General features: G+C 52.4%; 13 protein-coding genes, 1 tRNA gene and 1 pseudogene. 8 read left to right on the top strand and 7 right to left on the bottom strand.

Annotated elements, in window-relative coordinates:
• Positions 1–15: 15 nt before the first annotated feature.
• Together bacA and folB are read right to left on the bottom strand one after the other, a co-directional pair.
• On the bottom strand, positions 16–834 hold the full coding sequence (gene bacA / locus NR795_RS18455) for an undecaprenyl-diphosphate phosphatase (RefSeq protein WP_144817570.1): 819 nt from the start codon (positions 832–834) through the stop codon (positions 16–18).
• A gap of 107 nt (positions 835–941) precedes the next feature.
• Entirely contained in the window at positions 942–1,310 is a 369-nt protein-coding gene (folB, locus tag NR795_RS18450) for a bifunctional dihydroneopterin aldolase/7,8-dihydroneopterin epimerase (RefSeq protein ID WP_257758983.1), read from the bottom strand.
• Positions 1,311–1,417: 107 nt separating this feature from the next.
• Here folB and plsY point away from each other — a divergent pair, with 107 nt between their 5' ends.
• Positions 1,418–2,050: a glycerol-3-phosphate 1-O-acyltransferase PlsY gene (gene plsY / locus NR795_RS18445; protein WP_144817568.1), complete on the top strand. Its 633-nt coding sequence runs from the start codon at positions 1,418–1,420 to the stop codon at positions 2,048–2,050.
• 40 nt (positions 2,051–2,090) lie between these two features.
• On the opposite strand, the gene tsaD is transcribed toward plsY, so the two are convergent.
• Positions 2,091–3,104, bottom strand: coding sequence for a tRNA (adenosine(37)-N6)-threonylcarbamoyltransferase complex transferase subunit TsaD (tsaD, locus tag NR795_RS18440; RefSeq protein WP_144817567.1), 1,014 nt, complete (start codon positions 3,102–3,104; stop codon positions 2,091–2,093).
• Positions 3,105–3,344: 240 nt separating this feature from the next.
• Here tsaD and rpsU point away from each other — a divergent pair, with 240 nt between their 5' ends.
• From rpsU to rpoD, 3 genes are all read left to right on the top strand, one after another.
• A complete protein-coding gene (gene rpsU / locus NR795_RS18435; protein WP_001144069.1) occupies positions 3,345–3,560 on the top strand; it encodes a 30S ribosomal protein S21 in 216 nt (71 codons plus the stop codon).
• Positions 3,561–3,696: 136 nt separating this feature from the next.
• Positions 3,697–5,442 carry a DNA primase gene (dnaG, locus tag NR795_RS18430; protein WP_257758982.1) on the top strand — a complete coding sequence of 582 codons (1,746 nt, stop codon included), beginning with the start codon at positions 3,697–3,699 and terminating at the stop codon, positions 5,440–5,442.
• A gap of 149 nt (positions 5,443–5,591) precedes the next feature.
• Entirely contained in the window at positions 5,592–7,439 is a 1,848-nt protein-coding gene (rpoD, locus tag NR795_RS18425) for an RNA polymerase sigma factor RpoD (RefSeq protein ID WP_144817565.1), read from the top strand.
• A 153-nt stretch (positions 7,440–7,592) separates the two neighbouring features.
• Here the strand turns inward: rpoD and mug are convergent, their stop codons facing one another.
• The gene (mug, locus tag NR795_RS18420; RefSeq protein WP_257758981.1) at positions 7,593–8,099 is read right to left on the bottom strand and encodes a G/U mismatch-specific DNA glycosylase; all 507 of its coding nucleotides are present in this window, start codon (positions 8,097–8,099) and stop codon (positions 7,593–7,595) included.
• A 125-nt stretch (positions 8,100–8,224) separates the two neighbouring features.
• Between mug and NR795_RS18415 the strand changes: the two genes are divergently transcribed.
• Positions 8,225–8,300 (top strand) — tRNA-Ile (locus NR795_RS18415).
• 62 nt (positions 8,301–8,362) lie between these two features.
• Here the strand turns inward: NR795_RS18415 and NR795_RS20755 are convergent.
• From NR795_RS20755 to NR795_RS20750, 3 genes and pseudogenes are all read right to left on the bottom strand, one after another.
• Entirely contained in the window at positions 8,363–8,461 is a 99-nt protein-coding gene (locus tag NR795_RS20755) for a DUF1493 family protein (RefSeq protein WP_374544366.1), read from the bottom strand.
• Positions 8,446–8,688, bottom strand: a complete 243-nt coding sequence (locus tag NR795_RS18410; protein ID WP_257758980.1) for a DUF1493 family protein — start codon at positions 8,686–8,688, stop codon at positions 8,446–8,448. The genes NR795_RS20755 and NR795_RS18410 overlap by 16 nt, the downstream gene beginning before the upstream one ends.
• Positions 8,685–8,926 (bottom strand): annotated as a pseudogene (locus tag NR795_RS20750) (STM2901 family protein); the annotation flags it as partial. The pseudogene NR795_RS20750 and the gene NR795_RS18410, both read right to left, overlap by 4 nt.
• A 475-nt stretch (positions 8,927–9,401) precedes the next feature.
• Between NR795_RS20750 and NR795_RS18405 the strand changes: the two are divergent.
• The 3 genes from NR795_RS18405 (at position 9,402) to NR795_RS18395 (ending at position 13,112) form a co-directional block, all read left to right on the top strand.
• Positions 9,402–10,112, top strand: a complete 711-nt coding sequence (locus tag NR795_RS18405) for a hypothetical protein (protein WP_257758979.1) — start codon at positions 9,402–9,404, stop codon at positions 10,110–10,112.
• 578 nt (positions 10,113–10,690) lie between these two features.
• The gene (locus NR795_RS18400; protein WP_257758978.1) at positions 10,691–12,748 is read left to right on the top strand and encodes an ADP-ribosylglycohydrolase family protein; all 2,058 of its coding nucleotides are present in this window, start codon (positions 10,691–10,693) and stop codon (positions 12,746–12,748) included.
• The gene (locus NR795_RS18395) at positions 12,699–13,112 is read left to right on the top strand and encodes an McrC family protein (protein ID WP_257758977.1); all 414 of its coding nucleotides are present in this window, start codon (positions 12,699–12,701) and stop codon (positions 13,110–13,112) included. Before NR795_RS18400 ends, NR795_RS18395 begins: the two co-directional genes overlap by 50 nt.
• Positions 13,113–13,227 lie beyond the last annotated feature (115 nt).

Raw genomic sequence — 13,227 nt, 5'->3', positions numbered from 1 at the left:
CAGCCGCCTGAACGCTTAGAAGAAGACGACGTAGACCGCCGCCGCCACAATAAAGCGGTAGATAGCGAATGGAATAAACGAGATCCGCTTAATCAACTGCAGGAAGGTTTTGATCGCCACCAGCGCCACGATGAAGGCGGTGATAAAGCCAACGGCAAACATCGGGATATCGGCAGTGGTCAGGAAGTGGTAGCTCTTATAGAGATCCAGCGCGGTTGCGCCCATCATCATTGGCACGGCCAACAGGAACGAGAACTCTGATGCGGCATAGCGGCTAACGCCCATTAACATGCCCCCGGAGATGGTCGCGCCGGAGCGGGAGAAGCCCGGCCATAGCGCCAGACACTGGAAGCAGCCAATCATAAAGGCCTGACGATAGGTCATATCATCCAGACCCGGTGCGCGCGGGATCTTCGGCTTAAGGCACTCGGCGGCAATCAGCAGTAAGCCCCCAACCACCAGGGCGTACATGACGTTGATGGGGTTGAACAGGCTCTTGATCATGTCATGGAAAACCAGCCCCAGCACCACCGCCGGGATCATCCCCAGCAGGATATGGATCAGCGTCAAGCGCCCTTTGCCTTCGCCCTCGTGCGGCGGATGGCCAAAGTGGATGCCGATCAGGCCAAACAGGCGACGCCAGAACATCACCACCACCGCCAGGATCGAGCCCAGCTGGATCACCACCTCAAAGGTTTTGGCCGTATCGCCTTCGAACCCCAGCAGGTGGCCGACGATGATCATGTGGCCAGTACTGGAGACCGGTAAAAACTCAGTTAACCCTTCGACGACGCCCAGAATGGCCGCCACCAGGAGGGTGTGCATATCACTCATCACTTAAACCCCTAAAAGACATAAAAAAACGGCTTCTACATCCGCAAGCCGTGAAAAGGCACGCAGGTAAGACCCATATAGTGCCGTTTGGTTTAATAATTATAAATTTAAAAGTTTTCTTTCAGACTACTGCCACGCTCAATAATAACCCCGACGTTAGTCGCCCGAGCCACTGCTCCCGGCTTGCTGACCTTGATCCGCAGCCAGGGTGAGTTGAACCGGCTCAGCAGCAGATCCGCCACCTCTTCCGCCACCCGCTCCACCAGCGCAAAACGCTGGCCTTCCACGTGCCCTACCACCGCATCGGCAATGTCGGCATAGCTCAGACAGTCGTTAACGTCATCGCTTTTCGCCGCCGCCCGGTTGTCCCACGCCATTTCGATATCGAACACCAGCTTCTGCTCGATAGTCTGCTCCCAGTCGTAAACACCGATCGTGGTGATTACCGAAAGTTGCTCTATAAATACAATGTCCATCACGCACCGCCCGCTTTTTGGCTAACCTGGATACCACTTTCAAAAAATTATGCGTATTATCCACGGATGCTGAGAATAAAACGACATTTTCAAAACGGAACAGCGTTATGAGTGCAATCGCGCCTGGAATGATCCTCCTCGCGTACCTTTGCGGCTCAATCTCCAGCGCCATTCTGGTCTGCCGCATCGCGGGTCTGCCCGATCCTCGCGAGAGTGGCTCCGGCAATCCCGGAGCGACCAATGTCCTGCGAATTGGCGGCAAGGGTGCAGCCGTAGCGGTACTGATTTTTGACGTGCTGAAAGGCATGCTGCCGGTGTGGGGAGCTTACGCGCTGGGCATCACGCCGTTCTGGCTGGGGCTGATTGCTATCGCCGCCTGCCTGGGCCACATCTGGCCGGTATTCTTTGGTTTTAAAGGCGGCAAAGGCGTTGCCACCGCGTTTGGCGCGATTGCGCCGATTGGCTGGGATCTTACCGGAGTAATGGCCGGGACCTGGCTGCTAACCATTCTGCTGAGCGGCTACTCGTCGCTGGGGGCGATTATCAGTGCGCTGATCGCCCCGTTCTACGTCTGGTGGTTCAAGCCGCAGTTTACCTTCCCAGTCTCGATGCTCTCCTGCCTGATCCTGCTCCGTCATCACGACAATATCCAGCGCCTGTGGCGACATCAGGAAACCAAAATCTGGACCAAGCTGAAGAAAAAGCGCGAGAAAGACAGGGAAGTGAAAGAAGAAGAGTAGGCCCGGCAAGCGTCGCGCCGCCGGGCATGAAGAACTGATATTATGCCGCAGGCAGCTCCGCCAGCGGCCAGCGCGGACGCACGGTCACGCTGAGATCCGCCAGGCTACCCGCTTTCAGGCGCACCATACCCGCATAGGCGATCATCGCCCCGTTATCGGTACAGAACTCCGGACGCGCATAGAACACTTCACCCCGACGCTTCTGCATCATCTCTGCCAGCTTCGCCCGCAGCGTGCGGTTAGCGCTGACGCCGCCCGCCATCACGAGGCGCGTAAAGCCGGTCTGATCCAGCGCGCGCTTGCACTTGATCATCAGCGTATCCACCACCGCATCCTCAAAGGCGCGGGCGATATCTGCTCGGGTCTGATCGTCACTGCCGTTGTTACGAATGGTGTTGGCGGCAAAGGTCTTGAGGCCAGAGAAGCTAAAGTCCAGCCCTGGACGATCGGTCATCGGGCGCGGGAAGACAAAGCGCCCTTCGGTGCCGTCGGCGGCCATCTTCGACAGCATTGGCCCGCCGGGATAGTCCAGCCCCAGCAGCTTCGCCGTCTTATCAAAGGCTTCACCCGCGGCATCGTCAATGGATTCGCCCAGCAGTGCGTACTGACCGATGCCGGTCACGCCGATCAGCTGGGTGTGGCCGCCGGAGACCAGCAGTGCCACAAACGGAAACTCGGGCGGGTTCTCTTCCAGCATGGGTGCCAGCAGGTGGCCCTCCATGTGATGAACCGCAATGGCCGGCACGTTCCAGGCGAACGCCAGCGAGCGCCCTACCGTGGCCCCCACCAGCAGCGCCCCCACAAGGCCAGGGCCTGCGGTGTAGGCGACGGCGTCAATATCGCTGGCGGCCAGATTCGCCTCTTTCAGCGCAGCCTGGATCAGCGGCACGGTTTTGCGCACGTGATCGCGGGAGGCCAGCTCCGGCACCACGCCGCCGTAGTCAGCGTGCAGTTTCACCTGACTATACAATTGGTTGGCTAAAAGCCCGTTTTCATCGTCGTAGATGGCGATGCCGGTTTCATCGCAGGATGTTTCAATTCCCAGTACACGCATGGCTATTCTTTACCTCTTTGCAATACCGCGCAGTGTAGGGTCCCGGACGGTGGTTGTAAAACTATTGTTCAACCCAGGCACAGAGGTCGTGTATACTCCCCCTCCTTATGAGAGCGCCCTTGTAAAAAGGGCTGCGGTGCTTTACAAAGCAGCAGCATTTGCAGTAAAATTCCGCACCATTTTGAAATAAGCTGGCGTTGATGCCAGCGGCAAACCGAATTAATCAAAGGTGAGAGGCACATGCCGGTAATTAAAGTACGTGAAAACGAGCCGTTCGACGTAGCTCTGCGTCGCTTCAAGCGTTCCTGTGAGAAAGCAGGTGTTCTGGCGGAAGTTCGTCGTCGTGAGTTCTATGAAAAACCGACTACCGAACGTAAACGCGCCAAAGCTTCTGCTGTGAAACGTCACGCGAAGAAACTGGCTCGCGAAAACGCACGCCGTACTCGTCTGTACTAATTAGCTGAGGGTGTTGACCCTCAGTTTACAGGCAGAGTTGTAGTTGTAAGGCCGTGCTTCCGAAAGGAATGCGCGGCTTATTTTCGTTTATAATCTGACATACCTTAACGCATCACGCTAAAGGTAGACGGGGCCTATGGCTGGACGAATCCCACGCGTTTTTATTAATGACCTGCTGGCACGCACCGACATCATCGATCTTATCGATGCGCGAGTGAAGCTAAAAAAGCAGGGCAAGAATTATCATGCGTGCTGTCCGTTCCATAACGAAAAAACCCCCTCTTTCACCGTAAACGGTGAGAAACAGTTTTACCACTGCTTCGGCTGCGGCGCCCACGGCAACGCTATCGACTTCCTGATGAACTACGACAAGCTCGAGTTCGTCGAGACGGTTGAAGAGCTGGCGGCGATGCACAACCTCGACGTGCCGTATGAAGCGGGCAATGGTCCAAGCCAGATTGAGCGCCACCAGCGGCAGACGCTTTACCAGCTGATGGACGGGCTAAGCGCGTTTTATCAGCAATCTCTGAACCAGCCAGCGGCTGAACCTGCGCGCCAGTATCTGGCCCAGCGCGGCTTAAGCAGCGAGGTGATTTCACGCTTCGCCATTGGCTATGCTCCACCCGGCTGGGACAACGTTTTAAAACGCTTCGGCGGCAACGGTGAGAATCGCCAGTCGCTAACCGACGCGGGCATGTTAGTCACTAACGATCGCGGGCGTACCTACGATCGATTCCGCGAACGCGTGATGTTCCCTATCCGCGACAAACGTGGCCGGGTGATTGGTTTTGGTGGTCGTGTCATGGGCGATGCCATGCCGAAATACCTTAACTCCCCGGAAACCGATATTTTCCATAAGGGTCGCCAGCTGTATGGCCTTTATGAAGCGCAGCAGGATAACGCCGAGCCGCCGCGTCTGCTGGTGGTTGAAGGCTATATGGACGTGGTCGCGCTGGCGCAGTACGACATTAACTATGCCGTCGCCTCGCTGGGTACATCTACCACCGCCGAGCATATTCAGCTGCTGTTCCGCGTCACCAACAGCGTGATCTGCTGCTACGACGGCGACCGTGCAGGCCGCGAAGCCGCATGGCGCGCATTAGAAACGGCATTGCCGTACATGACGGACGGACGTCAGCTACGCTTTATGTTCCTGCCCGACGGTGAAGATCCGGATACGCTGGTGCGTAAAGAGGGCAAGGCGGCATTTGAAGCGCGGATGGAGCAGGCTCAGCCGCTCTCCACGTTTCTGTTTAACAGCCTGATGCCGCAGGTGGACTTGAGTACCCCGGATGGCCGCGCGCAGCTGAGTACCCTGGCGCTGCCGCTGATAAGCCAGGTCCCGGGCGAGACGCTGCGCATCTACCTGCGACAGGAGCTGGGTAACAAATTAGGCATTCTTGACGATAACCAGCTTGAACGTTTAATGCCTAAACAGTCCGAAAATGGCCAGCCGCGCCCGGCACCGCAGCTAAAACGTACTACCATGCGTATACTGATAGGATTGCTGGTGCAAAATCCTGAGCTGGCCCCGCTGGTCCCACCGTTGGACGGTCTGGATCCAGCCAGGCTGCCTGGACTGAGCTTATTCGTCCAGTTGGTCAGCACGTGTCTGTCACAGCCAGGCCTGACCACCGGACAGCTTTTAGAGCAGTATCGCGGCACAAATGAGGCCGTCACCCTTGAAAAGCTGTCCATGTGGGACGATATAGCAGATAAGGACATCGCAGAAAAGACCTTTACCGATGCGTTGAACCATATGTTCGACACGGTGCTTGAGCTACGGCTCTCTGAATTGATCGCCCGCTCGCGGACCCACGGGTTAACGCCAGCAGAGCGCGAAGAGGTGCGTGTGATTAACGAGGCACGTGCCCGGAAGTGAATTTAACGGCTTAAGTGCCGAATATCGTTCGGGTAGATCCCGACAGCCGCCATGAGGGCAGCGGCAAAAATATAAGCACGCCCTCGCTTTAAAGGTTGGCAGCAGCAACGCCGACACCAAATAAACGAATTAAGTGTGGATACCGTCTTATGGAGCAAAACCCGCAGTCACAGCTGAAACTTCTTGTCCAACGTGGTAAGGAGCAAGGCTATTTGACCTATGCCGAGGTCAATGACCATCTGCCGGAAGATATCGTCGACTCCGACCAGATCGAAGACATCATCCAAATGATCAACGACATGGGCATTCAGGTGATGGAAGAAGCACCTGATGCCGACGATCTGCTGCTCGCTGAAAACTCAAATAACACGGATGAAGATGCGGAAGAAGCAGCGGCTCAGGTTCTGTCGAGTGTTGAATCTGAAATCGGGCGCACCACTGACCCGGTTCGTATGTACATGCGCGAAATGGGTACGGTTGAACTGCTGACCCGTGAAGGCGAAATCGACATCGCAAAACGCATTGAAGATGGTATTAACCAGGTTCAGTGCTCCGTTGCCGAATATCCAGAAGCGATCACCTACCTGCTGGAGCAGTACGATCGCGTCGAAGCGGAAGAAGCACGCCTCTCTGACCTGATCACCGGCTTTGTCGATCCGAACGCCGAAGAGGATCTGGCCCCGACCGCGACGCACGTTGGCTCCGAGCTCTCTCAGGAAGAGCTGGATGACGACGAAGATGAAGATGAAGACGAAGAGAGCGACGACAGCAGCGACGATGACAACAGCATCGATCCAGAGCTGGCTCGCGAGAAGTTTGGCGAACTGCGTGCCCAGTACGAAGTTACCCGCGACACCATCAAAGCGAAAGGCCGCAGCCATGCCGCCGCTCAGGAAGAGATCCTCAAGCTCTCTGATGTGTTCAAGCAGTTCCGTCTGGTGCCGAAGCAGTTTGACTACCTGGTAAACAGCATGCGCGTCATGATGGACCGCGTACGTACCCAGGAACGCATCATCATGAAGATGTGCGTTGAGCAGTGCAAAATGCCGAAGAAGAACTTCATCACTCTCTTCACCGGTAACGAAACCAGCGAGACCTGGTTCAATGCTGCGCTGGCAATGAATAAGCCGTGGTCTGAGAAGCTGCAGGACGTGGCTGAAGACGTGCATCGTGGCCTGCAGAAGCTGCAGCAGATCGAAGAAGAGACCGGCCTGACCATCGAGCAGGTTAAAGACATCAACCGTCGCATGTCTATCGGCGAAGCGAAAGCCCGCCGTGCGAAGAAAGAGATGGTGGAAGCGAACCTGCGTCTGGTTATCTCTATTGCTAAGAAGTACACCAACCGCGGCCTGCAGTTCCTCGACCTGATTCAGGAAGGCAACATCGGCCTGATGAAAGCGGTTGATAAGTTTGAATACCGTCGTGGTTATAAGTTCTCGACCTATGCTACCTGGTGGATCCGTCAGGCGATCACCCGCTCTATCGCGGACCAGGCGCGTACCATCCGTATCCCGGTGCATATGATTGAGACCATCAACAAGCTCAACCGTATCTCCCGTCAGATGCTGCAGGAGATGGGCCGCGAGCCGACGCCGGAAGAGCTGGCCGAGCGCATGCTGATGCCGGAAGATAAGATCCGTAAGGTGCTGAAAATCGCTAAAGAGCCGATCTCTATGGAGACGCCGATTGGTGATGACGAAGATTCGCATCTGGGTGATTTCATCGAGGATACCACCCTCGAGCTGCCGCTGGACTCCGCCACCACCGAGAGCCTGCGTGCCGCAACGCACGACGTGCTGGCTGGCCTGACCGCCCGTGAAGCGAAAGTGCTGCGTATGCGTTTTGGTATCGATATGAACACTGACCACACTCTGGAAGAGGTAGGTAAGCAGTTCGACGTTACCCGTGAACGTATCCGTCAGATCGAAGCGAAAGCGCTGCGTAAGCTGCGCCACCCGAGCCGCTCTGAAGTGCTGCGTAGCTTCCTCGACGATTAAATCGCTACCGCGAAAAAAAGCCCTCCTCGGAGGGCTTTTTTATTGACCGCGGAATAGCATGCACATTATTGCCATGTGGCACATGTAGGCCTGATAAGCGTAGCGCCATCAGGCGTAATGCCGTTCTGCCGGGTGGCGCTGCGCTTACCCGGCCTATAATCCCCTTGTTATTAATGCCTGGTCTAACTCCCGGTAAGCCTCCACCAGCTTATCCAGCGTTGCGCGGTTTAACCCGCTGGGGTTCGGCAGGACCCATACCTCGGTAGCCCCGATGGTAATCTGCTGTTTTCCCCATGCCACACCGCGCTGGCTAAACGCCTGCTCAAAGGCCTGCTTGCCGAGGATCGCCAGCGCGTCCGGCTGGTAGTCCTCAATTTTCTTGATCAGGTCCCGTCCGCCCGTGCGCAGCTCGTGCAGCGCCACTTCGCTGGCCTGCACCGTTGGGCGCTCTACCAGCATGGTGATGCCGCAGCGCGTATCCAGCAGCCGCTGCTCCTCTTCCGGCTTCAGCTGCTGCTCCGTGAACCCCGCCTGGTGGATCACTTTCCAGAAGCGATTACCGGGGTGCGCGAAGTGGTACCCTGTATGTGCCGACGATTTGCCTGGATTGATGCCGCAAAACACCACCCGCAGGCCCGGCGCGAGAATATCGTTTATCATCATTGCTCCAGGTGAGTTGTTCAAAATGTAGGTATAACGGGTTGATTATAGGTTGTTTATAAAAGCACCATGCACACCCGAATGACTGGATTGCAGCCACCAGTTACATTATAATCCCTCGCCACGGCCCCTTAGCTCAGTGGTTAGAGCAGGCGACTCATAATCGCTTGGTCGCTGGTTCAAACCCAGCAGGGGCCACCAGATACAGCACGGGCTGGAGAGAAATCTCCAGCCCTTTTTCTTTTTTGGGATACTCCCAACAGCTAATCGTAAAGCCATCGTCCAGCTCTCTCTGACTCAATAAGCATTCTTACGGTCAGCGGATCTGGTGGGGTGCGATCTGTTTTCAGCTTTGCCGGCAAAAGAAATTAAGTAGAAAAGGAGTACCGACCGGAGGGTAATACTTCTGCCAGTCAATACTGCTGCAATCCATTCCATAACGTCCAGAAAAGCGCTCCATCATTGCAAAAACATCTTCGAAAACAGTCATCGAATTCCCGGATGCCAGGGAGTCATCAATACCAAGGCTGTTGGCCGAAAGTTCATCTCTAACGAACTGCAAAATTTCTGCCTCTTTATCGCCATTCATACCCGACGCTCCGGTTCTACGATGAGATTAAAACGCCATATGCTGTTCCGAGTGATCATAATCAGGTCGTATGCAGTGATAATCACACCCACCCATGGAACCCAGCACCCGATTAACCCGCCCAGACTATTCGTTTTCGCCCACTGCCCGTTAAGCATCTTCCTCCAGGTGGGGAACGCCACTGGCTACTCAGCCGATGTCTGATAAACGTCCTCATTGCTACAGATAAAGGGCTGGTGTTGGTTTTAATACAGTTGCATCTGGGTCACCAGATCCTTGCCAGCACTGGCCCCACTCAGCATCACGAAAATTACGTAACGCATACAAAACGATGCAGTAAATGCATGCAGCCAGCTAAAGGGGAGCTCGTATTATAGAAGTGCGTTTATTGGTGCTTCTCACGCGTTATAGCACGATAAATTTTACCCACTACATACACGGCCAGGATCCCGAATAATATCGATGAAATCGCAAAAAAAACTATCGACGAGAGGAAGGGACTGAACAAACCGCCAAGGCTCGTAAAATCGCTAAGCCTGGCAAGAATGTCATTAGGAACCTTTCTTAATATAATCTCAGGAATTATTAGGAATGAAATAATTGCCGCTGTAACATAAATGAGTATTTTTCGACTTTTTTTCATCTTTAACCTTGCTCCTGTGAGCGACCATGATCAATCATTAGCTAGCAATGTTACAACAAGGCACATAGAAATGGCACAAAACTATCTTAAGTGGAAATCAGAAACAGACAGAAATATGGCTATAGCTGTAACAAAGGCTCTAAAAGAGATCCATGAAGGCCAAATGGAAACCATTGAAAAAATGAAGCTTGGTAGTCAACGGCTTATTCATTATGGCTCATGTTTCGTGACTAACGAATACTACAAAAGTACCTGTCATGAACAATGGAGCGAAGACAAGCGCTTGTATTTGTCATTGTTAGAAATATATAAAAGGAATGATGTCGTGCTTGATATGGTCGAACTTTACTTTCGTAAAGCTTTCAAGCGCCTCGGAGAAAACAAAAGTAATACGCTTGCTTCTTATTTAAAGGAGAAAATTGGAGAGAAAGCTTATGACGCAGTTGACCGCTCAAGCAAAATCGCCATTTCGTTGACTATTGCCAAGTTGATCATAAGTAGTGGGGATTTTCAGGAGTCATTTATTCAAAAAGTGAATCAAATGTCCACATGGTTTGTGCAACTCACGACATTTTATTCTAAGGCTGAGGTAGCTGCACAGGCAGCAAGGAAACTTAAATTTCAGGATTCAGAATACTATCAGATACTTTATCGCGAAAAGTTAGAGATGCTGTATTTCCTTATCGAACCTCAGATGTCGAAAGTAATTTACGAGTTTCAATCCGGCGGGAATAATGAAGAAGTTATCGGTGACGCCTTGTATCGGATGTTAAAAAAATGAAAAAACTTTTCTTTTTTTTATGGGGGGCCCACTCTCACTTAGTCCCCATTGCCCTTATACTGGCAGGCGTTTTTTTGTTTATTAAATTCATCCCTGACTATTCAGGTGTGCTTACATTCATATGGTTCATCATCGTTTCTTTTTTATATCTCAAATATAATCGATGGTATTGACAGCCGTTTAATTAGGGCTATCAATTTTATTTTATTGGTTTCCCAGTGAGTATTAAAATAATGATAGGTTATTATCTTCCTCTGCTGTTAACCCCCCCATGTGCCTTGCCTAAGCTGAGTGCAGCTATTACTAGATACCTTCATCTATCTACTAATTTTGCTGCGCCCTATGAAAGTACGTAACTGACAACGAATGCCCTAAGGCATCCAGCTAACTTCATCCACGTACTTTCGAACCAGATAAAAGAGCCTACAGCAAAAATGACAGCCAGAAAGGTAACGGCTTCCTTAAGTGCGTGGGATATTAACATTTTTGCAAGTTTCACTTCCGGTTATCCCCTAAAATGATCTTTACCCGGTGAAGTGTTCCCGATCCTGATGACCATCGCTACCCATGGAGCTCGTATGTCCCTAACCAGTCTAAACAACCCCTTAATCATTGCCTCGGTGGAAGTATCTGATGGTCAAGGGCATATTGGCATGACAATTTGTCCGGGAAAACATCAGCAAAATGCTTTGTCAGGACAGTTTCAGCGAGACCTCGCGCTTGACCTGGATTTTATAAAATCCTGGGGAGCCTCTGCCGTAGTGAGCCTGATGACGGATGAGGAACTTACCAGTTTACACGTCGGAGCCCTTGGTACTGAAGTTGAAGTCAGAGACATGGATTGGTTTCAGTTGCCTATTACTGACGGGACAATGCCGGACGAAACGTTTGAACGGCGCTGGGTTTATGCTGGCCTACGCTTACGTACGCTTCTTCGTGAAGGAAAACGCATTCTTGTGCATTGCCGTAGTGGGCTCGGGCGCACTGGACTCATTTCAGCAAGATTATTGATCGAACTCGGCATGCCGGCTGAAGAGTCTATCGCTGCGGTTAATCAGGCCAGACCGGGTAGTCTGGAATCAACTGTTCAGAAGCAATATCTCAATGCACTATCACTACCACTTAACGATGTCTTGTTAGATCGCGTTTTAGGTTGCTTGCTGGGTGGGGCTGTCGGTGATGCTTTTGGCTATACCGTTGAATTTGATTCACTTGAGAAAATTCACCAGACGTTTGGCAGTGAAGGGCTGACCAGGCCCATCCTGCAACAGGGTAAATTGGTGGTTAGTGATGATACCCAAATGACCCTGTTTACCCTTGAAGGTATTTTGCGCGCTACCAATGAGCATGGTGTTATTAACTTATCCCGTGCGCTGGAAGAGATACGTCGTGCTTATCTCGACTGGTACGATACCCAGCAAAGCAAATCAGGATCGCATTTTGGTTGGCTGGCTTCACGAGCAAACATGCGGACAAGACGTGCTCCCGGTAACACGTGCCTGTCTGCGCTAAAAGCGGGCGGGACAGGCAGTATCGAAAAACCCATAAATGACTCAAAGGGCTGTGGTGGTGTGATGCGTACCGCCCCCATTGGCTTCTTACTGGATATTGATCTGTTTGATCTCGCTGCCCGTGCGGCGGCATTAACGCATGGGCACGTTGATGGCTGGGCTTCTTCGGGTGTTTTGCCCAGAATTGTTGCTCGCTTAATCAAAGGGGAAGAGGAATTCCTCGCCGTGCGTAATGGCTATAGTGACGGCAGTGAATGGGGGCACATCTATGGAAAAGCAGCCAATACCGAGCCTTATCTGTTAGCCCAAAAACTTGCCCGTGAAATGCGTTTCAATCCACTTGAAGCCATCCGTCAACTGGGACAAGGCTGGGTGGGTGACGAAGCGCTGGCGATTGGTCTGTATGCCTTTCTTTCAGCCCGTAGTTTCCGCGATACGCTGATACGCGCAGCCAATCACGACGGAGATAGCGATTCAACGGCATCGATTGCAGGGCAGCTTTGGGGAGCTAAACACGGTCTGAACGACATTCCTCAGGCATGGATACGCCGGCTTGATGTATTGGATGAAATACTTTACCTGGTTCAGCACATGCAAAACTGGCGTAATGAGGTTGATAAGCAAAGCGGTTGGCAGCCGAGCATTGATAGAAGTATTCAGCCCTGTATCCGCATGATGGAAATGACGCATGAGTTGCATGTGCTGGGTTACCAAAAAATCCGCATATTTCCTTCTATAGCACCATCGGGTTGTCATTGGCGGCTGGAATGGGTGCCAGATTACAGCGTTCCTTCTGCAGTCATGCCCCCCGAACACTCGAATGAACATGAGATTGCACGTTACACAAGCGGTGCTGGCTGGCAACCCTTTGAATGGCAGAGTGTTAAGTCACTCTCGGCACTGGAGATGGCGCAGCAGTTTTTACACCAGTTCCCGGAACTGGCTCGTGCTGGCAAAGGGGATGACTGGGCCTATGCAGGTTGGCTGACAAAGCTACTCGGTGAGGTAAGGCAAGGAAAATTACCCTATTTCCTCGCGGACTGGGATATCGACCTGAGCAGAGGGGTACCCATGCATGGAGGAGAGCCCTTCCCCTTGCCGCCTGAAATCAGGCGGCAAGGGTAGGAGAAAAGCTAAAGCCTTGGGCACACCAGAAGGGCTGGCAGCTTCGCACTCAGGGACACGAAAATATCTGGCAACGCGCGACGATGAGTCCCAACAGTTTCAATTACGGCCCGATATTGCATTTATTGATGACTATGGTGTCCCGCAAATGATAGCAGATGCTAAGTGGAAACTACTGAATGAAGCAGATCGAAAACCAGGCATTTCCAGTAGCGACATGTATCAGCTTTATACCTATACAGGCCGTTATAAAGTTGATAATTTGCAGTTGATCTACCCAGCGCAGGCTGGATTGCTCCATCAATATAATTATACGCTACAGGGTAGCAATGCCCCTAAGCTTGCAGTAAAACGGTTGCGGTAGATAATACTCAGATGTTAAATTGATCTTTGCCTTAGCATAGGTGGATTTTGAAAGAATTCGTATATTGAGGTACTAACATGATAAAAAAAACCATTTTATGGTTATTACAGTCGCA

This window comes from Pseudescherichia sp. L3 (assembly GCF_024656065.1).
In the GTDB taxonomy this organism is placed as follows: domain Bacteria; phylum Pseudomonadota; class Gammaproteobacteria; order Enterobacterales; family Enterobacteriaceae; genus Pseudescherichia.
Note: the sequence above shows the minus strand (reverse complement) of the source record. Positions and strands in the feature narration are given on the sequence as shown.